Origin of the sequence: Bacillus basilensis (genome assembly GCF_050630465.1) — a bacterium.
Taxonomy (GTDB): domain Bacteria; phylum Bacillota; class Bacilli; order Bacillales; family Bacillaceae_G; genus Bacillus_A; species Bacillus_A basilensis.
This window is the reverse complement of the sequence record NZ_JBNTQO010000004.1, coordinates 394,136-416,932: the sequence shown is the minus strand read 5'-3', so window position 1 is coordinate 416,932 and position 22,797 is coordinate 394,136. Positions and strand designations below refer to the sequence as shown.

At 36.3% G+C, this 22,797-nt stretch carries 21 protein-coding genes and 1 other annotated feature; of the genes, 5 read left to right on the top strand and 16 right to left on the bottom strand.

All coding sequences use genetic code 11. The features are described from left to right. Positions 1–37 precede the first annotated feature (37 nt). The 3 genes from ACQVV1_RS11480 to mecA form a co-directional block, all read right to left on the bottom strand. On the bottom strand, positions 38–1,282 hold the full coding sequence (locus tag ACQVV1_RS11480; protein ID WP_431168888.1) for a competence protein CoiA: 1,245 nt from the start codon (positions 1,280–1,282) through the stop codon (positions 38–40). A gap of 79 nt (positions 1,283–1,361) precedes the next feature. Then, on the bottom strand, positions 1,362–2,906 hold the full coding sequence (locus ACQVV1_RS11475; RefSeq protein ID WP_063224608.1) for a cardiolipin synthase: 1,545 nt from the start codon (positions 2,904–2,906) through the stop codon (positions 1,362–1,364). Positions 2,907–2,978: 72 nt separating this feature from the next. Next, complete coding sequence (gene mecA / locus ACQVV1_RS11470; protein ID WP_000350711.1) at positions 2,979–3,662, bottom strand: adaptor protein MecA; 684 nt, start codon at positions 3,660–3,662, stop codon at positions 2,979–2,981. Between the two features lie 342 nt (positions 3,663–4,004). Between mecA and ACQVV1_RS11465 the strand changes: the two genes are divergently transcribed. Then, complete coding sequence (locus tag ACQVV1_RS11465; RefSeq protein WP_242250971.1) at positions 4,005–4,679, top strand: TerC family protein; 675 nt, start codon at positions 4,005–4,007, stop codon at positions 4,677–4,679. A gap of 49 nt (positions 4,680–4,728) precedes the next feature. On the opposite strand, the gene spx is transcribed toward ACQVV1_RS11465, so the two are convergent. After that, the gene (spx, locus tag ACQVV1_RS11460; RefSeq protein WP_000258267.1) at positions 4,729–5,124 is read right to left on the bottom strand and encodes a transcriptional regulator Spx; all 396 of its coding nucleotides are present in this window, start codon (positions 5,122–5,124) and stop codon (positions 4,729–4,731) included. 593 nt (positions 5,125–5,717) lie between these two features. Between spx and ACQVV1_RS11455 the strand changes: the two genes are divergently transcribed. Further along, positions 5,718–5,921, top strand: a complete 204-nt coding sequence (locus ACQVV1_RS11455; protein WP_000559978.1) for a hypothetical protein — start codon at positions 5,718–5,720, stop codon at positions 5,919–5,921. Positions 5,922–5,948: 27 nt separating this feature from the next. Here ACQVV1_RS11455 and ACQVV1_RS11450 read toward each other — a convergent pair whose 3' ends face one another. Beyond that, positions 5,949–7,595 carry a peptide ABC transporter substrate-binding protein gene (locus ACQVV1_RS11450; RefSeq protein ID WP_199677680.1) on the bottom strand — a complete coding sequence of 549 codons (1,647 nt, stop codon included), beginning with the start codon at positions 7,593–7,595 and terminating at the stop codon, positions 5,949–5,951. A 352-nt stretch (positions 7,596–7,947) separates the two neighbouring features. Between ACQVV1_RS11450 and ACQVV1_RS11445 the strand changes: the two genes are divergently transcribed. Beyond that, the gene (locus ACQVV1_RS11445; protein WP_242250969.1) at positions 7,948–9,393 is read left to right on the top strand and encodes an MATE family efflux transporter; all 1,446 of its coding nucleotides are present in this window, start codon (positions 7,948–7,950) and stop codon (positions 9,391–9,393) included. Positions 9,394–9,524: 131 nt separating this feature from the next. Here the strand turns inward: ACQVV1_RS11445 and ACQVV1_RS11440 are convergent, their stop codons facing one another. The 5 genes from ACQVV1_RS11440 to ACQVV1_RS11420 form a co-directional block, all read right to left on the bottom strand. Beyond that, complete coding sequence (locus tag ACQVV1_RS11440) at positions 9,525–10,460, bottom strand: ABC transporter ATP-binding protein (RefSeq protein ID WP_199677682.1); 936 nt, start codon at positions 10,458–10,460, stop codon at positions 9,525–9,527. Continuing rightward, complete coding sequence (locus ACQVV1_RS11435) at positions 10,453–11,496, bottom strand: ABC transporter ATP-binding protein (protein WP_046958313.1); 1,044 nt, start codon at positions 11,494–11,496, stop codon at positions 10,453–10,455. Before ACQVV1_RS11435 ends, ACQVV1_RS11440 begins: the two co-directional genes overlap by 8 nt. An 18-nt stretch (positions 11,497–11,514) precedes the next feature. After that, the gene (gene opp3C / locus ACQVV1_RS11430) at positions 11,515–12,531 is read right to left on the bottom strand and encodes an oligopeptide ABC transporter permease (protein ID WP_063224612.1); all 1,017 of its coding nucleotides are present in this window, start codon (positions 12,529–12,531) and stop codon (positions 11,515–11,517) included. Continuing rightward, a complete protein-coding gene (gene opp3b, locus ACQVV1_RS11425; RefSeq protein ID WP_063224613.1) occupies positions 12,528–13,457 on the bottom strand; it encodes an oligopeptide ABC transporter permease in 930 nt (309 codons plus the stop codon). The genes opp3C and opp3b overlap by 4 nt, the downstream gene beginning before the upstream one ends. A gap of 127 nt (positions 13,458–13,584) precedes the next feature. Then, positions 13,585–15,216, bottom strand: a complete 1,632-nt coding sequence (locus ACQVV1_RS11420; protein WP_063224614.1) for a peptide ABC transporter substrate-binding protein — start codon at positions 15,214–15,216, stop codon at positions 13,585–13,587. Positions 15,217–15,535: 319 nt separating this feature from the next. On the opposite strand from ACQVV1_RS11420, the gene ACQVV1_RS11415 reads away from it, so the two are divergent. Then, the gene (locus ACQVV1_RS11415; protein WP_199677683.1) at positions 15,536–15,916 is read left to right on the top strand and encodes a DUF3899 domain-containing protein; all 381 of its coding nucleotides are present in this window, start codon (positions 15,536–15,538) and stop codon (positions 15,914–15,916) included. Positions 15,917–16,021: 105 nt separating this feature from the next. After that, positions 16,022–16,238: a binding site (T-box leader), on the top strand. A gap of 75 nt (positions 16,239–16,313) precedes the next feature. Beyond that, positions 16,314–17,303, top strand: a complete 990-nt coding sequence (gene trpS / locus ACQVV1_RS11410; protein WP_098557372.1) for a tryptophan--tRNA ligase — start codon at positions 16,314–16,316, stop codon at positions 17,301–17,303. Between the two features lie 156 nt (positions 17,304–17,459). Here the strand turns inward: trpS and ACQVV1_RS11405 are convergent, their stop codons facing one another. The 6 genes from ACQVV1_RS11405 to ACQVV1_RS11380 form a co-directional block, all read right to left on the bottom strand. Continuing rightward, entirely contained in the window at positions 17,460–18,206 is a 747-nt protein-coding gene (locus ACQVV1_RS11405) for a YjbA family protein (RefSeq protein ID WP_063260232.1), read from the bottom strand. Positions 18,207–18,348: 142 nt separating this feature from the next. Further along, positions 18,349–19,137 carry a DUF2268 domain-containing putative Zn-dependent protease gene (locus tag ACQVV1_RS11400; protein WP_199677684.1) on the bottom strand — a complete coding sequence of 263 codons (789 nt, stop codon included), beginning with the start codon at positions 19,135–19,137 and terminating at the stop codon, positions 18,349–18,351. 105 nt (positions 19,138–19,242) lie between these two features. Next, positions 19,243–20,481, bottom strand: a complete 1,239-nt coding sequence (fabF, locus tag ACQVV1_RS11395) for a beta-ketoacyl-ACP synthase II (RefSeq protein WP_000412643.1) — start codon at positions 20,479–20,481, stop codon at positions 19,243–19,245. 31 nt (positions 20,482–20,512) lie between these two features. Beyond that, positions 20,513–21,445 carry a beta-ketoacyl-ACP synthase III gene (gene fabH / locus ACQVV1_RS11390; RefSeq protein WP_063224620.1) on the bottom strand — a complete coding sequence of 311 codons (933 nt, stop codon included), beginning with the start codon at positions 21,443–21,445 and terminating at the stop codon, positions 20,513–20,515. Between the two features lie 232 nt (positions 21,446–21,677). Then, on the bottom strand, positions 21,678–21,854 hold the full coding sequence (locus ACQVV1_RS11385) for a ComZ family protein (protein ID WP_009879752.1): 177 nt from the start codon (positions 21,852–21,854) through the stop codon (positions 21,678–21,680). Positions 21,855–21,907: 53 nt separating this feature from the next. Further along, complete coding sequence (locus ACQVV1_RS11380) at positions 21,908–22,780, bottom strand: NAD-dependent epimerase/dehydratase family protein (protein WP_242250967.1); 873 nt, start codon at positions 22,778–22,780, stop codon at positions 21,908–21,910. Between the last annotated feature and the right edge of the window lie 17 nt (positions 22,781–22,797).

The following is a 22,797-nucleotide window of genomic DNA, read 5'->3' as shown; positions in this document are numbered from 1 at the left end:
TTTAAATATCTCTACTTACATACAATTCGATTTTTTCTTATGTAATTCCTTCAGGATCAGTCTTTATTATATCCCCTTTTCCTTCTCTCATGTTGTACTTTGCCTCAAATAAAGATAAGGCATACGCTAAGCAAACTTCATCATATTTCATAACTTCCTGCTCTGTTTTTAACATAGTTATCCCCCTTATTTTTCGGTACTTATAAGTCCCTACTTTCTGCAATATACCTGTATAGCATAAAAATGTCATATATTCAGTAACCGCCACTTTCCATATATGCTGTGAAAAGTACGGGAGCATGCACCTTTTCGTATACTTTTTCACATAACTACACACATATTGAAGGGAAAGGCAATCCCCTACCATAAGCTCACCTACACACTTCATATATAGAAAAGCTTGCCATATAAATGGATTTGTTTGAAAAGCAAATGAAGACGGGAGCGGCACACCGATTTCAGAAGGAAAATTTGCTGGGGTACATTTACATTGATATAAGAGGCGTAATAATGACTTATGATTATAATTCCAAATAGGCAGAGCGTTTTGACGAAAATAGTCCTTTCGCTTCTTCCATTCTCGGTCTAATATTTCCTTTTGGAAAGGAACAGAAGAAAAGAGCATTTCAAAAGTAGTCGTTTCAATTGGTAAATATATAATATGCGAGAAAGAGACGCTTGTAGAAAATGAAGTGATAAATGCGCATTTCATAAATGATTTTTGTTTTGAACAGAAGAAAATAAGAAGTGGCTGAGGATAAGATTGTAAGGAGAAAGCCATAAGTGAGGAGAATTTCATCCAATAGGCAGATTGCTTTTTCAATTGATTTCCACCAATGATCCAAATGACCTGTATACCAACTTGCCAATACGAATAGGTTCGTTTGTACAACTGCTCTATAGAAAGATTTGCACACTGGTATTCAATCGCAATTTTTCTCCCTGCTCTCTCTATGAAAATATCTGGTCGTTGCTGAATCTCTGGAAGATAATGCTCTATATCTACATGAAAATTTTGCTGTTCGAACCACCTATATAACAATTCTTTACCATGCATATGATATATAGATTCTGCTTCATAAAATGCTAAACATGAATCCACTTTCTTATGAGCAAAATGCCACTTTTTTTGTTTCCCTAATTTCATTTGCACTTCCTTCCCACAAGCTATGCAAAAGAAGCTCTCCATTTTACGCATACGGTGTAAAAGCTCTTCATCATGATGATAGAGTAGATGAATTTTTTCTCCGTTTTCTCTTTTGGCGATAAATATCGGAATCACACCCTTTCAGCTCCTTATATTCTACAATTTGTTACAAATTCCTTTAAAAAAGAGATGTCCCAATTTCGGACATCTCTTTTTATAATAAAGGCGATAATAGGCGATACGTTGATTCAACAATTCGTCTATGAAGACGCCTTTTATGAAAACGATCGACATGAATTTCACTGGATTCTTCTAAATCGTCTTTAAAATCTTGAACAAGTTTTCGAATGCTATCTGTATCATATAAAAAGGCATTTACTTCAAAGTTCAAATGAAAACTTCTCATATCCATATTAGCTGTCCCAATTGAAGCTAAATCAGAATCGACAATGACAACTTTACTATGGAGAAAACCTTTTTCATATTCATATATCTTTACCCCTGCATCTAAAAGCTCTGGGAAGTACGATCTCGATGCGTAAAAGACAGTGCGCTTATCAGGCTTACTCGGCATTAACAAACGAACATCAATACCAGCAAGTGCCGCTACCTTTAATGCGGATAAAATATCATCATCCGGAATGAAATACGGCGTCGCAATCCAAATGGATTTCCGCGCTGAAGCAATCATGGCAAAATATAAATGTTTAATGGTTTCCCATTTATTATCTGGTCCACCTCCAACGAGCTGCACACCTCCCCAATGATCCCCCTCAACTGCTTTCGCTTGTAAATATTCAGGGGCTAGCACAGCCTCACCAGTCATATAAAACCAATCTTGAAGGAAAATAAGCTGTAAACTTTGTACAGCTTCACCACGCAAATATAAATGCGTGTCTCGCCAAAAGCCGAAGTACTTATCCTTCCCTAAATATTCATCACCAATATTTAAACCTCCTACAAATCCTTCATTTCCATCAATAATAACGATTTTCCGGTGGTTTCGATAATTAATCTTATCGTTTAAAATCGGAAAGCGCACAGGAAAGAACGGAATCATTTCGACACCTGCATCGTTTAATTCTGCAATATACGATTTTGATAATTTAAAACTACCAACCGCATCATACAAAAAACGAACGACTACGCCTTCTTTTGATTTTTGTATTAAAATATCTTTAATTTCTGTTCCAAGCTTATCATCACGCACAATGTAATATTCCATATGAATGTGGTGTTTCGCTCGTTTTAATCCATCTAAAATGGCCTGAAACGTTTCATCTCCATTTGTTAATGTTCTCGTTTCAGTTTGAAATGAAATATTTAAAGCGCCTAAGCGATCCGCTAAACGAAATAACAACTCTTGATGCTTATGATTGCGCAAAATCCGTTCTTCGTAATCTTCATGCCCCTTATATTGTAAAAACGCTTGTTCATCGAGCAGCGCCTTCTTTTGGAACATTCTCTTCCTCCGAAAGTTCTGTCCAAATAATAAATAAGCGAAGAATCCAAATACCGGAAAAATACCTAACACAATGAGCCATGTAAGTGTTTTAGACGGATGACGGTTCTCTAAGAAAATAACGCAGCCAATTAAAAATGCAGATACCGTAAATAAAATACTAATAATACCTAAAATCGAAACATCTTTTATCCCAATTACATCCGAATAAAATGCAACATCAATAAACATACGTAACGAAACAAATAATGCGAACAATAGTAAAACAAAGAAAATCAACTTTAACGTATTTTTCATCTCTTACCTCCTTACTAAGAAAGCTTTCCTATTCTTCATATAAAAAGCCGATTTCATACTACAGAAATCGGCCTACGTTTTAGCAGGAAAATTATTGCGAATTGTTTCAAGCGCATGCTCTTTCACAATTTGTTTCCCATACTCACTTACACGATGAATTGTTAAAGTTGATTCTTCTCCGTATTCTAAAACAATACTTAAAATACGATCAATTTCTTCTTCATCATGTAGCACTTCATCGAATTCCACATATACATAATAGCGGTTCTCAAATGAATATAGCTCATCTTTTATATCCTCAAAGATAAGACGATGACTTAATGAAATGACATCTTCAAAATCATTAAACTTAATTAAAAAGCCAAACGTACCATCTTCGTTAAAGTTTGTTCCTGCTTGTTCTTCTACCTCTTCCACTAATTCTTGCTGGAATAATGATTCAATACCTTCATCTAGAGGAATGTCTATAATTTTATCTACACCTATCGGTAGTTCTAACTTTTGTCCATCCTTTGAAAGCTCTGCTTTCGTGACAAGTACTTCAATCCCTTTATCGACTGCTTGCACTTGAATCCATAACGGCCCATCAATAAAGAAATCATCATGATCACGAGCTTCGTCCATCATCTCCCAAAAGAGCTCTTCACTTCGTTCGCGGTCGTACCAAATCTCTTCACGATTAAACCCTCTGTCCTCTATATCAATGTACGTAATAAAAAATTTCATCGTATGGTCATTGATTCTTTCAATATCCAAAATACAACTCTCCCTTCCTGCTTAGAATTGTTATGAAGGGATTCCCCACTCATATGACAAATCAATAGATTCTTGTACTCTCATTTTATGATAAGATTCTCCAGAATGGAAATAAAATCGATTTATTTTACAAAAATAGTTATATGCCTACCTTTATTCAACCATCTACACAAATATATCATTATAGCGATTTCTCACTAATAAAAAATTTGGACATACATTTCCACCTTCCCCCGTACACTGTAATAAAGTGAAACTGTTATTAGAGAAGATTATTTAGTCTCTCTCTTCACAACATACATATAGTTCGCTTATTAAAACATCATAAATGGAGGCAGACGAATGGACTTAGAGTTTTTAACATCTGTACTAATGATTGTCGGTATCGATGTTGTATTAGGTGGTGACAACGCAATTGTCATCGCACTAGCTAGCCGAAATTTACCTGAACCAAAGCGAAATAAAGCCATTTTGATTGGTACTCTTTTAGCAATCGTACTAAGAATTGTCCTTACTATACTAGCTGTCTATTTACTCGACATTCCATTTCTGCAACTGACCGGGGGCGTTTTACTTACATTAATTGCAGTAAATTTACTAACTGATAATAGCAACGATCTTTCTTCTATTCAAGGAAAAACAACTTTATTTCAAGCTGTGCGTACAATAGTATTCGCGGATCTCGTTATGGGATTTGACAACGTTATTGCCATTGCAGGAGCAGCTCACGGAAGATTTTCACTCGTAATAATCGGCTTACTCATTTCTATCCCGATTATTATTTGGGGCAGCAAACTCATTTTAATACTTATGGAACGCTTTCCATTCCTCATTTATTGCGGGGCAGCGATTCTCTCCTATACAGCAGGGAAAATGGTCACACATGAAGACCGACTTGCAACCTTTTTTCATAACAACCCGAGTTTCACTGCAAACATTCCGTACTTGTTTATTTTTACCATTTTATGCATCGGCTTTATCGTTCAACAAGTTCGATTACGCAATGTGAAACATTAAAAAAAACCTTCTACTATATAATAGGTAGAAGGTTTTCATATTATTATAATTAATTTACAAGACGCTGTGCTTCACGCAATTGGAACGTTCTTACTGTACGGGGTAAGAAGCGGCGGATTTCGTCTTCATTGTAACCTACTTGAAGGCGTTTCTCGTCAATCATAATTGGACGACGTAAAATCCCTGGATAGTCACGAATCATCTTATATAAATCTTGAAGTGGTAAAGACTCTAAGTTTACATTTAATTCTTGGAAAACTTTCGAACGAGTAGAAATAATCTCATCCGTTCCGCTTTCTGTCATACGTAAAATCTCTTTAATTTCCTCAATTGTTAATGGATCTGAGAAAATATTACGTTCTGTATAAGGAATATGATTTTCCTCTAGCCATAACTTCGCCTTTCTACAAGACGTACAGCTTGGAGAACTATATAATGTTACCATACAAAGCTCACTCTCCTTAAAGAGTACAAATTCTGTACTAATTACAGTTTAAATTTCTAAATCCAGCAATTTTTTGCGATACCTTGTCTTAAAACAAAGTGCAAAAATCGCATTTCATGTAAGCAACAACTTTTAGCAAACAACAATTACTTTTAATAAGTAACTTCTATAATCATTATACAATAGATTTTGCAAGAAATATACAGTAAATTTCCTTCTAATTGAGAAAACTCTTCCGTGTATTCCACTGCTATGTAACATGACCACACTTACATTAACTGTTCTTTAACACTAATCTCCAACCCTCTTAACGCTTGCTTTTCATAGATTTTTCATGTGATATATAATTATTTTCTCATAATCTTTCCTATGAAAAAGAGAACGTTTTCTTACCTTTTCCTGATAAATCAATTAAGAAATGTAAGACTATATAAGTGAGAATCAAAAAGAACATTTGTTCTCATTTTAACAAACATTCTCATTTATGTCTATACGATTTCTAAAATAAATCAATTATTTTTCTGACATTTCTTTCTTTTTTATCTTTTATCTCATACAATAAAAATACAGACAGGCAAAGGGGGAATTTGCAAATGATTGCTTTTTTTATTGATTTTGTCACTGTTGCGGCCCTCATCATCGGAATAACAGCATTGATTGGTGTCATTACAAATAGCATCGGTGAAAAACTCTTTGGCGGAAAAGAAAAGATGAAGTTTGTTAATAAAAGCTTGGATGTCCAATCCGGCTGGAATCAAGTTGGCGGGAAAGGCATTTATAAGAAACGTACGTATTAAAAAAAGCAGGCGGTTAGCCTGCTTTTTTTATTTTTCTACAGATGCCCACTTAAAGCTTAATTCGCCGCCATATTTGTGGATATATACATCTTTAATTGTTTCTCTTTCTAATATAGATCTACCACGTTGGAATACTGGTGCAATTGCTGCATCCTCAAATAAGATTTTTTCTGCTTTTAACAGGTCATTCCAACGTCCTTTTACATCCGAACCTTCTTGCTTTGCCTTTTTAATAAGGTCATCATACTGGGCATTAGAATAACTCATTTTATTTTGTGAACCATCTGTTATAAACATATCAAGGAATGTGATTGCATCAGGGAAATCAGGTCCCCATCCAGTAAATGAAATATCAAACTGTCCACTATCTTCAAGTTTTAATTTTTGTGCAAATGGCTGCATCTTAATTGTTACTGTTAGACCCGGTAAATTCTTTTCTAATTCTCCCTTTACATACTCACCAATTTTCTTAGATTCTTCATTATCAAAGTTTAAAAATTCTATTTCTATTTTATCTTTACCTAATTCTTTCTTTCCTGCTTCCCAGAATTTTTTAGCTTCCTTCACATCGACTTTTGAAAGTTTTCCATTTTCTTTTCTGAAATCCTGCTTATCTGGTCCCTTAACAAAATCAGATGGTACTAAACCGTAAGCTCCCTTAGAACCGTTGTTTAAAATAACCTCACCAATACCATCTCGATCGTATGCACTAGAAATAGCCTTACGAATATTTTTGTTAGCTAAAGCTGGATTTTTTTGATTAAAACGTAAGAAGAATACAGTTGGATCATTAATTGTTTTAAAATCTTGTTGCCCTTTATACTTATCAACTAATTCCGCAGATAAACCAACTCTGTCAATCGCATTCGTATTATACAAATTAACAGCTGCTCCTGTATCTTTTACAACATTAAAATTAACTTCTTCTAATTTCACTTCTTTTTGATCCCAATAGCTTGGATTTTTCTTTAATCGGAAACTTTGTTCATGTTTCCATTCATTTAATACAAATGGACCGTTATACAAAGTTGTATTTGCTTCCAAACCAAATTTTTCTCCCTGTTCTTTCATATACTTCTCATTTAATGGGAAAAATAGTGGGTACACCGTTAAATCAAGAAAATATGGAACTGGATTATCCAATTCAACTTCAAATGTATAATCATCTATCGCTTTTACACCTAATTGATCCGGTGATAGCTCTCTTTTATTAATTTTCTCTGCATTTTTCACATCAAGCATAATATATCCTGATTTCGCTGCCGTATCAGGGTTAACTGCTCTTTGCCATGCATATACAAAATCTTTTGCTGTTACAGGATCACCATTCGACCATTTAGCGTCTTCACGCAATTTAAATGTATATTTTTTACCATCTTCAGATTTCGTATGGGATTTCGCTACCCCCGGAACTAACTTATCGCCTTTCCCAAGTCGATATAGCCCTTCCATTGTATTATTCATAACTTTTGAAGAAGCAGCATCCGAGGCAAGTGTTGTATCCATTGTCGGAATTTCAGACACTTCTGTTAGATTAATGACTTGCTTCGCACCGCTTTTCCCGCTATCCCCTTTTGCGTTCGCTTGCGGCTCATCTTTTTGGTAGCTACATGCCCCTAACATCATGCTCATCGCTACTGTTGATACTACAAAAACTGGCATCTTTTTTTTCATACTTCCACCCTCCACAAAAATGTTAGCCCTTTCATTTTCAAACAAAAAGAAATATATATATGTTCTAATAATTCATATTATACACACAAATATATTTTTTGTATATTTATATTTCTATTTCATTAAAATTTTCTGTTAAAAAATAAACCTTTGTAAACGTTTCATATTGCTGTTTTTCCTTACTAAAGCGTTGAAAATAGTTATTTTTATATTTTTCTAAATTATCAGAGAAAAACAAAATTTATATCTCATAATACTTTTCGCATAATTATCCTTCTCTTTTTATCATAAAATAGCGCTCCCTTCATAATAAAGATATGTAGGTTAAAATGAGTGCAAAGGATAAGAAAGTATGTTACGATACACTTTGCTAAAAATAGATATCGGTAAAGAGGGGACGGACATGACAGCAATTCAGGCAAAAAACGGGCCTACTGAGAAACTAAGTTTATTCTTATTAACATGGCCTATTTTTCTAGAAGTTTTTCTATTTATGTTAATGGGGATCGCTGATACTTTCATGTTAAGTGCATTATCAGACGATGCTGTATCTGGGGTTGGTGCAGCGAATCAATATCTCCATATCGCTATTTTGGTACTAGAAGTCATCGGGAACGGCGCAGCTATCGTCGTATCTCAATACCTCGGTTCCAAACGTTTTATGGAAGCATCTAAAATATCAGCTTTAGCCGTCACATTAAATTTAGTGGTCGGACTCGTTATAAGCGCTGGTTTTCTTTTATTTTCAAAACATATGATGATGGCAATGAACTTACAAGGCGATGTACTCATGTATGCACAAAGCTATTTATCTATCGTCGGAGGAGCTATTTTCCTTCAAGCTATTATTAATTCATTAGCCGCAATTATCCGCGTACATGGCTTCACAAAGCAAGCGATGTTTATTTCACTTGGAATGAATATTATTCATATCGCTGGAAACTACGTACTCATTTTCGGGAAATTCGGTTTTCCAGAACTCGGTGTACAAGGGGCTGCCATTTCTTCTGCTGTCAGCAGGCTAATCGCACTTATCGTTTTCTTCTGGTTACTGTACCGCGTTATGGAATACCGTGTGAAATTACAATATTACTTCACCTTATCAAAAGAATACATCGGGAAAATTTTAAAGATCGGGATTCCATCTGCATTTGAGCAGGTTATGTATCAAGCTTGCCAAATTGTCTTCTTATACTATGCAACATACTTAGGAACAGAATCATTAGCGGCTAGACAATACGCTACTAACATCTCTATGTTTACTTATTTATTCGCTATTGCAATCGGTATGGGAACAGCAATTATTATCGGGCGCCTCGTTGGCGGTGGTGAAAAAGATGAAGCGTATGAACGTGTATGGAAAAGTGTAAAATGGGCAATTGGAGTCACTTTATGTATGGTTGCTCTCGTTATTACATTCCGCACACAATTAATGGGGCTATTTACAGATAATCCGCACATTATTACATTAGGTGCGTCAGTTCTTTTACTAAGTGTACTACTTGAAACGGGACGTACGATGAACATCGTTATCATCAATTCACTTCGTGCAGCTGGTGATGCAAAGTACCCAGTTTTAATCGGTGCATTCTCTATGGTGTTAATGAGTTTACCACTCGGTTACTTTTTCGCCTTCCATTTAGATATGGGGCTCATTGGTATTTGGCTAGCGATTGCTATTGACGAATGGACGCGTGCCATTATTATGTTCTTCCGCTGGAAAAGCAGAGCATGGGAGCGTTATGCACTCGTTACACCTGAAGAAAAAGAAGAGACTGTTTCTGTTCAGGTGCAATAACACTCGTTTAATCAAGATGAATTCATTGGTAAATAACATTTATATTCACTTACCAACAAATGTTAACAATACAACTGTTTATATAGTAGAAAAAGAGCCATCCTTCTGTAACGGAAGAATGGCTCTTTTGATTATTGATAAATCTCTTTATATTTCTTATATTCCGCTTCAGAACATAACACGAAATGTCCTGGGCGAATTTCACGCATTGTTGGTGCTTCACTACCATAATCATGCTGTGACGGATCGTATACAATACGTTTACGATTACGCTCATAATCTGGATCTGGAAGTGGAATTGCTGATAATAGTGATTTTGTATATGGATGAATTGGATTCGCATATAACTCATCACTTGTTGTTAGCTCAACGATTTGACCACGATACATTACGCCAATGCGGTCACTAATGTATTTTACCATTGATAAATCATGGGCAATGAATAAGTATGTTAAACCTTTTTCTTTTTGTAACTTTTTCAGTAAGTTTACAACTTGCGCCTGGATTGATACGTCAAGTGCTGAGATTGGCTCATCGGCAATGATAAATTCAGGTTCTACAGCAAGTGCGCGTGCGATACCGATACGTTGACGTTGTCCACCTGAGAATTCATGCGGGAAACGGTTTGCGTGCTCTTTATTTAAACCAACTGTATTTAACAGCTCATGAACACGTTCCATACGCTCTTTTTTGCCTTTTGCTAATCCGTGAATATCAATACCTTCTGCGATAATATCCCCTACTGTCATACGAGGATTTAATGATGCATATGGATCTTGGAAAATCATTTGCATTTTACGGTTGAACTTCTTCAGTTCTGCGCGTGATTTTTTACCATGTACATTTTCACCATCGAACAATACTTCACCAGCAGTTGCATCATATAAACGAATAATCGTTCTTCCAGTTGTCGATTTACCACAACCTGATTCTCCTACAAGACCAAATGTTTCTCCGCGGTAAATATCAAATGAAATATCATTAACCGCTTTGACAACACCACCACTCACGTCGAAGTGCTGCTTTACATTTTTTACTTCAATTAATTTCTCACGTTGTTTAGTCATGTTGTTCACCTGCTTTCATTTGAAGAATGCGTTTTTCAACGACTGCCGGCGGTTTTACTTCTGGAGCTTGCTCGTGAAGTAACCAAGTTGCCGCATAGTGTGTATCACTTACTTTAAATAAAGGTGGGTCCATTTCAAAATCAATTTTCAGTGCCTGTGGGTTACGTGGTGCAAAAGCATCTCCCTTTGGCGGCTTCAATAAATCTGGAGGCGTTCCAGGGATTGCATATAGCTCTTCTTCTGAACCATCTAAACTTGGCATAGATGCAATTAAGCCCCAAGTGTACGGATGTTTTGGATTGTAGAAAATTTCATCTACAGTTCCGATTTCAACAACTTTACCAGCGTACATAACTGCCACGCGATCAGCAACGTTTGCCACTACACCTAAGTCATGCGTAATGAAAATGATTGCCGCTTCTGTTTTTTGCTGAATGTCTTTCATAAGCTCTAAAATTTGCGCCTGAATTGTAACGTCTAGCGCTGTTGTCGGCTCATCGGCAATTAATAATTTTGGGTTACAAGCTAACGCCATCGCAATAACTACACGCTGTCTCATACCACCTGAGAATTGGTGAGGATATTGTTTTAAGCGCGCTTCCGGATTTGGAATACCTACAAGGTCGATTAATTCTAATGCAACTTTACGTGCATCTGCTTTACTCATTCCTTGGTGTTTAATAAGGCCTTCCATAATTTGATTTCCAATTGTCATCGTTGGGTTTAATGATGTCATTGGATCTTGGAAAATCATCGCGATATCTTTACCGCGCACTTGTTGCATTTCTTTTTCTGTTAATTTCGTTAAGTCACGACCTTCAAATATGATTTCACCGTTTTTAATACGACCTGGAGGATTCGGAATTAATCCCATTAACGCTTTAGAAGTAACTGATTTCCCAGAACCAGATTCTCCTACAATCGCTAATGTTTCTCCTTTTTTCAAATCAAAAGTAACACCGCGTACAGCTTGTACTTCACCTGCATGTGTATCAAAGGAGACTTGCAAATCTTTTACCTCTAGCAATGTTTTCATTTTTACTTCTCCCCTCTTTTACTTACGCATTTTTGGATCTAACGCGTCGCGTAATCCGTCTGCCATTAAGTTGAATGCTAAGATTAACATACTGATGACAACCGCTGGGATGAACATCATATGTGGATACGTTTGAATTGATTTATAACCGTCATTTACAAGAGAACCAAGTGATGCGAATGGTGGCTGAATACCTAAACCGATGAAGCTTAAGAACGCCTCACCAAACACCGCTGTTGGAATTGTAAACATTGTCATTACGATAATTGGTCCCATTACGTTCGGGATTAAGTGTTTTACAATTAATTGTGTATTTGTTGCACCTAATGTACGAGATGCTAATACATATTCTTGGTTTTTTAATTTTAGGATTTGTCCACGAACGATACGCGACATCCCTATCCAACCTGTAATTGCCATTGCGAGTGTAATTGACCATATACCAGATCCCATAATGATTACCATTAAAATAACGATGATTAAGTATGGAATACCGTTAATAATCTCCATAACACGTTGCATAATGTTATCTACTCTACCGCCATAGAACGCTGAAATACCTCCATAAGCAACCCCAATTACTAAGTCAATCGCTGCTGCTAAAAGAGCGATATATAACGATACACGTGTACCTTCCCATGTTCTTGTCCATAAATCGCGGCCAAGATCATCTGTACCAAACCAGAAATACTCTTTAATATCACGTTTTTCATATTGGTCAACGCCATATTGATCTGTACCGTCAAATGGTAGCCAATGAACATTTTCAATAACTGGAATTTTCGGTGGTAATTTCGCACGACCTAAGTCTTGCTCTTTATACGAATGCTTACTTACCATCGGTCCTAAAATTGCTAGTAAGATAATAAGCGCTAATAAAACTAAACCGAACATTGCCCCTTTATGTTGGAACAAACGTCTTCTTACATCTTGCCAAAACGTTAAGCTTGGACGGGCAATGACTTCATTATCAACATTATTTTGATTGGCTTGTTGAAATAAATCTGGAGATAATTTTTGTACATCTTTCATCATTTTTTCCCTCCCGCTAAACGAATACGAGGATCAATAATTCCGTATAAAATATCAACAATGAAAATAACTAAGATGAAAATCGCACTATAGAAAATTGTAGTTCCCATAATAACTGTATAGTCATTCACTGTAATAGATTTAACGAACTGTTCCCCTAGTCCTGGTACAGCATAAATTTGCTCAATAACTAATGTACCTGTAATTAATCCTGCAACCATTGGTCCTAAAATTGTTACAACTGGAATTAACGCGTTGCGAAGTGCGTGTTTGATAATGATAACGCCTTGGCTAATTCCTTTCGCTTTCGCTGTTAAAATGTAGTCAGCTTGCATAACTTCAATCAACTCCGCACGAGCGAAACGTGCAATTGTTGCGATAACTGCCATCGATAAAGCGATTGTAGGCATTACTGTAAACTCTGGTCCTTTCCAGAATGCTACTGGGAACCATCCAAGTTTTACCCCTACGAAATATTGTAGTAATGCGGCGAATACGAACGATGGTACCGACATCCCGAGTACGGAAATAATTGTCGCCCCATAATCGACCCACGTATTGTTACGAAGTGCCGCAATGATTCCTAAAATTAAACCGATAAATGTTCCTAATATAATCGCTTGTAAACCAAGTTGTGCTGATGGTCCAATGCGATCCACAATCATATCTGTTACTGGACGGTTATCATATTGGAATGATACCCCTAAATCACCTTTTGCTAAGTTACCTAAGTAACGTGCATATTGAACTGGCACTGGATCATTTAAACCATATTTTTCAAGAATGATTTCTTTTTGTGCCGGTGATAACTTCTCCTGGTTTTTAAGCGGAGAACCCGGAAGTAATTTCATCAAAAAGAAAGTCAGTGTAGTAATTAAAAATAATGTCAAAGCCATGTACACGAAACGTTTTAATACATAACGTCCCATAGTCAAGCACCTCCCCGTTTTTCTCAAAAGCAATAAGATAGTTTAAAATATTCTTACTTTTATTTTTTAAAAATAAGAGCACATGCCCATCATAGGCATATACCCTTATTCATGATGGAAACCATTTTTAGTTTTTGAGTTCAACCCACTTATAGCTAAATTCCCCGCCATATTTATGTTCTAATAGACCTGTAATAGATTGGCGTTGTAAATAAGCTTTTCCTGGTTGATATACTGGAGCTATCGCTGCATCTTCAAGCAGTTGTTTTTCTGCCTTTAATAGAGCATCCCAGCGAGCTTGTACATCAACTTCTGTTTTTGCTTTTTTAATTAAATCATCATATGCTGGATTTGCATAATTTACTTTGTTTTGTGCATTACCTGTCGTATACATTTCAAGGAATGACATTGGATCCATATAATCTGGACTCCATCCCGCATATGACATTGCATAATCTCCACTTGCTTCAAGTTTTAATTTTTGTGCAAATGGCTGCATTTTAGTTGGAACTGTTAAACCTGGTAAGTTCTTTTCAAATTGGCCTTTTAAGTACTCTCCGATTTTTTTCGCATCATCAGTATCAAAGTTTAATAGCTCTAACTCTACTTTGTCTACACCAAGTTCTTTTTTACCAGCTTCCCAGTATTTTTGAGCTTCTTTAATATCCTCTTTTATAAGCTTTCCGTTTTCTTCACGGAAGTCTTTTCCATTCGGACCTTTTGCTAAGCCTTTCGGAACAAAACCATATATACCCTCTGAACCATCGTTTAAGATAACTTTTCCGATATTTTCACGTTCAAAGGACATTGCAATTGCTTTTCGGATATTTTTATTTGCTAAAAATTTATTCTTTTCATTTAAGCGAATAAATTGTGTAGATGGTCTCTTAATCGTTTTGAAATCAGCATCTGATTTGTATTTATCTACAAACTCTGATGTTAACACTACACGATCAATTGCTTTCGTTTCATATAAATTTATAGCAGTTGAACGATCCTTAACAATATTGAAGTTTATTTCCTCAAGTTTTACTTCTTTATTTTCCCAATACGTTGGATTTTTCTTAAGTTGGAAACTTTGTTCATGCTTCCATTCATTTAATACGAATGGACCATTGTAAAGTGTCGTATTGGATTCTAATCCAAATTTCGCTCCTTGTTCTGTTACAAATTTCTCATTCAAAGGATACAATGTTGGATAGACTGTTAAACTTACAAAATAAGGAACAGGGTTATCTAATTCCACTTCAAGTGTATGATCATCAATTGCCTTTACACCAAGTTCTTCAACTGGCAATTCTTTTTTGTTAACTTTCTCCGCATTTTTAACATCAAATAGTATGTAAGCAAACTTGGCACCCGTGTTGGAATCTACAGCTCTTCTCCAAGAATAAACGAAGTCTTTCGCTGTTACAGGTTCACCATTAGACCATTTCGCATCTTCACGTAACTTAAATACATACTTTTTGCCATCCTCTGATTTCTCATAAGATTTAGCGACACCTGGAACAAGTTTATCGTCTTTCCCCAGACGATATAATCCCTCCATTGTGTTATTCATGATGTTAGAAGATGTTGCATCTGTCGATAACGTCGTATCCATAGTTGGAATTTCAGCTGTCTCAGTTAGATTTAAAACTTGCTTATTTGAGGATTTTTCTTTTGCGCCTGCTTTATTATCCTCTTTTTGGTAACTACAAGCCCCTAACATACTGACTGTCAACGTCGATGCAAGTATTAACGGTATCTTTTTCTTCATGTTGTGTTACCTCCCCTAATTGCACTTCCTGTACCCTCACTTGTAAAAAAGTAGAATTGAAAGAATAATCTCCAAGTTTCTACAATTTTCATTATACATATAATATAACAATTGTGAATATAGTTTTTTGTTTTTTTGTTAAAATTTTTAATAAAATGTTTATTTTTTAATTTTTTTGTAAAGGGATACGTTAACATTGCTACTATCATCTTGAAATCAGACCTTTAATTGCGTATAATTTTCAAAAAATTAATTCTAGTACATATTATAGCTTTTATAGTATAATAATTCTAGTAATATTTTGACGGAGGGGAACATTTTGAATAAAGTTTTTTTTCATACTTGTATACTAATTTTCATAGCGATAATCGCTTCTAGTATTGGCGCATTCCTCGTTTCATCGCAATTTTTGTTGAATTTTGTCAACATCTCGTTTTATATCGCACTATTTTTTATTCTTATAGGCGGTTTTTTATTCATATTTCAAAATGGATTTTTTAACGTAACAATTTACGCTTTCCAAAGAGTATTTGGTACGAACAAAAAAATTGACTCTTTAATTGAAGAAGTAGAGGAACCTACCGATAAGAAAGAACGTATTTATAAAACATATTCATTCAAATGGACGTATCCAATTTGCATTACCGGTATCGTTCTTGGGCTGTTCTCGACTCTCATTAGCTTTACTATTTTGATGTAGTTTGCAAACACTATCCCATATGATATAATAATCAGCAAAACATTTTGTTATAAAACTTTAGTTCTTTCATATTAAAAGAGCTCAGGTAACAATAAATAAATTTATATGTATGCGATGATAAAGAAGAGTACATATTGAGGCAATTTCAGAGAGCTTGTGGCTGGTGTGAACAAGTAATTGTACAATGTGGAATGGGCTTTTGAGCACCAAACCGAACCGAAAGTAGTAGGCTTTGGCGTTATATCCAAACGTTATTATGGATTAGAGAGATTTCACAGTAGTGAAATAATTAGGGTGGTACCGCGGTCCATTCGTCCCTATAGTTTTTGGGATGAATGGGCTTTTTTGTTTGCCTTCTCTTCCCCCATCACGCATTCAAATTTAGGAGGAATTACTTATGTCAGTTATCTTTTCTGGTATTCAGCCGAGTGGAACGATTACACTTGGAAACTATTTAGGAGCTATGAAGCAATTTACAGAGCTTCAAAATGAACACGACTGTTATTTCTGTATTGTAAACCAACATGCGATTACAGTACCTCAAGATCCCGTACAACTTCGTAAAAATATCCGCAGTCTTGCTGCACTTTATGTAGCATGCGGTATCGATCCTGAAAAAGCTACTTTATTTGTACAGTCAGAAGTGCCAGCACACGCTCAACTAGGATGGATTATGCAATCAGTTGCTTACGTTGGAGAATTAGAGCGTATGACGCAATATAAAGATAAAGCATCAGGTAGAGATTCAGTTCCAGCTGGATTACTAACGTATCCACCATTAATGGCTGCTGATATTTTACTTTACAACACTGAAATCGTACCTGTTGGTGATGATCAAAAACAACATATGGAATTAACACGTGACCTAGCAGAGCGTTTCAACAAGCGCTTCCGTGAAGTATTCACAATTCCTGAAATTCGCATTCCAAAAGTAGGGGCTCGCGTTATGTCACTAACAGAACCTACGAAAAAAATGAGTAAATCTGATCCAAATCCAAAATCAATGATCAGCATGCTTGATGAACCAAAAACAATTGAAAAGAAAATTAAGAGTGCCGTAACTGATTCTGAAGGTATCGTGAAATTCGATAAAGAAAACAAACCTGGTATCTCTAACTTATTAACAATCTACTCTTCATTCTCTGGAAAAACAGTTGAAGACATCGAAGCAATGTACGAAGGCAAAGGATACGGAGACTTCAAAGGCGACCTAGCACAAGTAGTCGTAGAAGCAATTCGTCCAATCCAAGACAAATATAACGAACTAATCAGCTCACCAGAACTAGACGAAATTCTAGACAAAGGTGCCGAAAAAGCAAACCGCGTTGCATTCAAGCAACTACGCAAAGTAGAAAACGCAATGGGACTAAGCAGAAAACGTAGGTAACATAAAAAGCGGAGGCGACTGCTTAGCCCTGACGGCTAAGGTTCTTTCCCACAGAAGGTGCTTTTTACCTTCTCGTGGGGAAGGTTCTTAGACGCGAAGGGCTAGGAGCCGGAGCTAAGTTGTACCAATTAAAAAAACCGCCAATTGGCGGTTTTTTTAATTTACCTTTTGCTCGTTTTCCATTTCCCATAACTTTTCAAAAAATGGCTGTCCTTTTACGAGACGCTCGCATAATTGTTCGTGCTTCTCAGACCAGCCTGTTTTCGCTTCATCATACAGTTTAGCCCAAATATCTTCAAATTCCATATGTTGTACCATTCCGTATGCTGATGGATCCCACTCTGTGAACCAATAGCGAATTTCTGCTGTGTTTTTCGTTGTATGTAATTGATCTAACGCCATAAATAATAATTGTTTAAGCTGTCTTTCTTTACGAGTTAAGCCATTCATAATGAAAGGTGATGGTGATAAAATATGATGTTCTTTTTCCATTTCTTCTACTTGGAACTCATACTTTTCTGCTTGTACGTTTTCTACCATCTCATATACCATCTGCTCTTGGCGCGGTATAAGTCTGCTCTTTCGAATTGGCACATTGTAACCAATTGTGTCGATCGCAATAATTCCTTTTCCATCTGTAACTACAAAGCAATACTCTTGCTGCAAACGTTCATGATTTTTACGAATATAAGCCTTATGATGTACGTCTTCCAACATTTTTTGCGGAAGCTCTAACAATTCGTCCTCGATGTAATGATATAATGTGGAATCTACTTTTAATAATGGCACTTGATCTAATAGTTCAATCGTATCATCTTTTCGCCATTCGTAAAAATGACAAACGTTATACCCATTCTCTTCACCTTCAAACCAATTTACCCATACATCATGTAGATATAACATTCACTACCCCTCACTTCACTACTGTTTGTATCAATCATTATGTTCAATTTTTCTTAACTTTATTCCACCTAAGGAAATATATTCTAATTATTATTTTTTCTTCTATTAATACGAAAAAAACAGGAAATAGAGCTCCTGTTTTTTATATATGAAATGTATTTGCTTTATTCAATATTTCTTTCGCATCTATAGATAATAAAGAAAGTGTATCTTCTCCTTCAAAAGCTACACAGTCTTTGACAATATGAAATCCAAGTGCATAGCCAAGCATCTTCGGGTAAGAATGAAGTCCATTTAATAAGATGTCGTGCTCCCTTGTTCCTCGTTTTATACTTATTCTTTCATGTACAACATTTTTCCAATAATACATAGCCTCTTCCTTTGAAAGATACGTCGTCCACGGTGCATTGTATTTTTCTGAATATCTTTCCGTTACTGCTTGCTCAGCTAGCCCTTCCATAATCATCGTATCAAGCAATGTATATTCTGTTTCTTTCGTCTCAATTTGATGTAACCTGCATATGTGGTGATATTCATGCGCCAATAAAACTTTTAATTCTTCTACCGAATTCCGTCCACATACGAATAAGAAAATAACGTGACGCATAGATAATCCAGCCCTGCCGTTATACTCTTCTTGTACAGTTCGATTATAAGAATCTGATAATAAAATAAAGACAGGGACATCTGGACCTTTTAACCAACTTTTTAGTTTCTCATACTCCGCACGTAACTCTTTCCAAATTTCCTTTTTCTCTAACTCTTTAATTTCCTGTTCTCCTCGCATAACCGGGCGATACATACCTTTAGAAATTAAAAAGCGATACAACCTTTCTTTTGGCAGCGGGATATACTTCGTAAACTTCTCACAAAGCTTTTCTGGCCGTCCATAATATAGATGTAACCACTCAGCTGTTTCAATAACCCCCATCTTTATCCCTCCTTTTTCTTATGTATATGCAAAAAGAGAAAAAGACGTAAAATAAATAAGGAGTTTTTTCGCAATATATTGCGAAAAAACTCCTTATCCCATCTATTATTTATACGATTTAAATACTAACACTGCGTTATGACCACCGAACCCTAGTGAGTTACTTAATACTGCATTTACTTCTTGTTGTCTCGCTTTATTCGGTACGTAATCTAAGTCACATTCTGGATCTGGCGTTTCATAGTTAATTGTTGGAGGGATTACTCCGTCTGTAATTGATTTAATCGAGAAAATCGCTTCAACAGCACCAGCCGCTCCTAATAAGTGACCTGTCATTGATTTCGTTGAGCTAATCGCTACTTTATACGCATGCTCACCGAACGTTTCTTTAATTGCCATCGTTTCATACTTTTCATTCGCATCCGTACTTGTACCATGCGCATTAATGTAATCGATATCTTCTGGCTGTAGACCTGCATCAGCTAACGCTTGACGCATTGCACGCACGCCTCCTTCACCACCAGGAGCCGGCATTGTAATATGGAATGCATCACCAGTTGCACCATAACCAGCAATTTCCGCGTAAATGTGAGCACCACGAGCTAATGCGTGCTCTAATTCTTCAAGAATTAAAATACCTGAACCTTCACCCATTACGAAACCGCTACGATTTTTATCAAATGGACGGCAAGCTGTTGCTGGATCTTCATTAAATGTTAATGCTTTCGCTGAGCTAAATCCTGCGAATGCCATACTTGTTAACGGCGCCTCTGCTCCGCCTGTAATCATTGCATCTGCATCACCGCGCTGAATTGCTTTAAATGCATCACCAATTGAGTTTGCACCAGATGCACAAGCCGTTACAGAACAAGTGTTAATTCCTTTTGCTCCTGTTGCAATCGATACTTGGCCTGCTGCCATATCTGGAATCATCATCGGTACAAAGAATGGGCTCACGCGGCGCGGGCCTTTCTCAGTAAAAATCTTAAATTGTTCTTCGTATGTTTCCATACCGCCAATACCCGAACCAATCCATACACCAATTCGAGGTCCGTTTTCTTCTGTAATTTCAAGCTTTGCATCTGCAACTGCCATTTTCGCTGCTGCTACTGCATATTGTGTAAAGCGGTCCATACGGCGCGCTTCTTTTTTATCAATATATTTCTCGACTTCAAAGTCGTTAATTTCTGCTGCTACTTTTGCTGGAAACAGTTCTGGATCAATTCTTGTAAGTCGTCCGATTCCAGATACACCCTTTTTAATGTTTTCCCATGCTGTTTCAACATCTGTACCGATCGGTGTAACAGCCCCTAGTCCTGTAATTACGACCCTCTTTTTTTCCATACAAAATACACTCCTTTTTTTCTCTCAGTCCTTATTTACCCCAACGAAGAGCGACTGCTCCCCATGTTAATCCGCCGCCAAAACCAACCAATATAATTAAATCACCATCTTGAATACGTCCATTTTGCAATTCTTCTACCATTGCAATTGGAATTGAAGAAGCTGATGTATTACCGAACTTCTCAATTGTCATACTCATTTTTTCTTGTGGTAGATTTAATCTCTCTCTTGCGGATTCCATAATACGAATGTTCGCTTGATGTGGTACTAAGAAATCCACATCTTCTTTCGTAAGACCAGCTTTATCTAAAACGCGAAGACAAGAATCACCAAGTTGACGAACGGCAAATTTAAAGACTTCTCTGCCATTCATCATAACATACTCGTCTTGATAAAGATGCTTACCGCCACTTCCGTCTGCTCCTAATTCAAAGGATAGAACGCCTTTACCTTCTGAAACAGCTCCCATTACGATAGCACCGGCTCCGTCCCCAAATAGTACTGCTGTATTTCGATCGTTCCAGTCTACAATTTTAGATAGTTTATCACTACCAACTACTAATACATTTTTATAAGTTCCCGTTTGAATAAATTGCTGTGCTGTAATCATTCCGTACATAAAACCAGCACATGCTGCACTTAAATCCATTGCAGCTGCATGCTTTGCGCCAATTGCTTCTTGAATGACACAAGCTACTGCTGGAAAAGCACGATCTGGCGTTACTGTTGCTACTAAAATAAGATCGATATCCTCTCCGCTAATCCCTGCGTTTTCAAGTGCTTTTTTAGAAGCCTCTACGGCCATATATGAAGTATCTATTGTATCATCGGCAATGCGTCTTTCTGCAATTCCCGTTCTCGTACGAATCCATTCATCGGATGTTTCCATTATTTTCTCTAAATCGTGATTTGTGACTACTTTTTCTGGCACATATCTTCCGATCCCTAAAATGCCCACGTTCACACCGCAGCCCTCCGTTTTATATCAATTATTATGACTTGGTACTAATTTTAAAACATAAATGTATTTTTGTCTAGAATATATTTCAGCTAAAACATAAAGCTAGCGCATTATTCACTTTATTGTTCATTAAAAGAAACAGAAAAATACCTTTCCCTGTCTTTTCAAAATATAAAAAGGCCCGAACCGCTTATACTTACGGTTCGGGCCTCTCTCCCCTCAAAAAAGAAGGGTTTTATTCTTGATCTGCTTTCCCAAGCTCATATGCTTCGTTCATAACTTTCATCAATAACTCTAACACCGGCTGCGCTTTCTCCATATCAAGCGCAATTCCATTATCATCTAAAATGGCCTTTGCTTCTGGTAAATGCTTCATTGCGATTTGTAAAAATTGCATGCTTTTCTCATTCATATTACGTTCTTCCTCTCCATTAAAACTTTCACATACATAGTGTAACACGCTCGCTATCCTTCGTATAACTCTTTATATTTTTTCATATGTGCCAATTGTTTATTTAAACCGTATTCTAACGGGGTATTTCTTTTTATCGAAATAACCTCTACAGCTTCATCTCTTTCTTCCTTATTCTCTTTATTTACTTTATCCTCTGCACGTAAAAGGTTCATACCTTTTTTCCATAATGACTTTTTACCACTAAGTAAATTGTATATGCCAAGATACTCCTCGTTCATTCCATTTTCCCATAAGCATTCACATACATCTTCAACGTATAGTAAATCACTTCCGTTTTCCTCACTCGCATAAAGGCACTCTTTCTCACCAAGTTCTGCTAAAATAAGCTGATGATACATCATAAAAGATGGTTGCCATGGTCCATATAATGTAGGAACTCGAAATACACTATATTGTACCTCTCCTTTTTTTAATCCTTCTTCCACTCTTGAAAATAGACGTTTATTTTCGGATTCATCTGCGTTTCCTACTTCAATAGAAGAAATTAGATTTAACTTCACTTTATGCTCTTCACACAGTCTTATAATTCGCTTTAAATACTGCAATATAACTCTTTCATTTCGAAAGCCGCTTTGTTGATTTGGTTCATACAAACAAAAGTAAACTGTATCGAACTTCTCTCCTTCTACTGATTTCCAGCCATCTTCATCTCTTATCGAATAATACGTAAATAACGCATTTCGCCCAATTAACAATAACTTCTCTTCATTAATTTTTTTCATATTCTCGAATTCATCAAAATCAAGACCGTACACTTCTACTTCTTCTGCAATCATTTTATTCACAAGGTGATAACCTACAAATGTAAGTGCACCTATAATTAGTACGCGCTCCATACCACCAACCCTTTCTCCTTGAAACAAATAGCTCCTCATTTATG

Coding starts and splice junctions, on each gene's coding strand:
- ACQVV1_RS11455 (WP_000559978.1), top strand. CDS start 5,718: ATGATTGCTTTTTTTATTGATTTTGTCACTGTTGCGGCCCTCATCATC.
- ACQVV1_RS11400 (WP_199677684.1), bottom strand. CDS start 19,137: ATGGGGGTTATTGAAACAGCTGAGTGGTTACATCTATATTATGGACGG.
- ACQVV1_RS11475 (WP_063224608.1), bottom strand. CDS start 2,906: ATGAAAAATACGTTAAAGTTGATTTTCTTTGTTTTACTATTGTTCGCA.
- fabF (WP_000412643.1), bottom strand. CDS start 20,481: ATGGAAAAAAAGAGGGTCGTAATTACAGGACTAGGGGCTGTTACACCG.
- spx (WP_000258267.1), bottom strand. CDS start 5,124: ATGGTAACATTATATAGTTCTCCAAGCTGTACGTCTTGTAGAAAGGCG.
- ACQVV1_RS11420 (WP_063224614.1), bottom strand. CDS start 15,216: ATGAAGAAAAAGATACCGTTAATACTTGCATCGACGTTGACAGTCAGT.
- ACQVV1_RS11435 (WP_046958313.1), bottom strand. CDS start 11,496: ATGAAAACATTGCTAGAGGTAAAAGATTTGCAAGTCTCCTTTGATACA.
- ACQVV1_RS11445 (WP_242250969.1), top strand. CDS start 7,948: ATGTTACGATACACTTTGCTAAAAATAGATATCGGTAAAGAGGGGACG.
- ACQVV1_RS11450 (WP_199677680.1), bottom strand. CDS start 7,595: ATGAAAAAAAAGATGCCAGTTTTTGTAGTATCAACAGTAGCGATGAGC.
- opp3b (WP_063224613.1), bottom strand. CDS start 13,457: ATGGGACGTTATGTATTAAAACGTTTCGTGTACATGGCTTTGACATTA.
- trpS (WP_098557372.1), top strand. CDS start 16,314: ATGTCAGTTATCTTTTCTGGTATTCAGCCGAGTGGAACGATTACACTT.
- opp3C (WP_063224612.1), bottom strand. CDS start 12,531: ATGATGAAAGATGTACAAAAATTATCTCCAGATTTATTTCAACAAGCC.
- ACQVV1_RS11465 (WP_242250971.1), top strand. CDS start 4,005: ATGGACTTAGAGTTTTTAACATCTGTACTAATGATTGTCGGTATCGAT.
- ACQVV1_RS11405 (WP_063260232.1), bottom strand. CDS start 18,206: ATGTTATATCTACATGATGTATGGGTAAATTGGTTTGAAGGTGAAGAG.
- ACQVV1_RS11440 (WP_199677682.1), bottom strand. CDS start 10,460: ATGACTAAACAACGTGAGAAATTAATTGAAGTAAAAAATGTAAAGCAG.
- ACQVV1_RS11385 (WP_009879752.1), bottom strand. CDS start 21,854: ATGAATGAGAAAAGCATGCAATTTTTACAAATCGCAATGAAGCATTTA.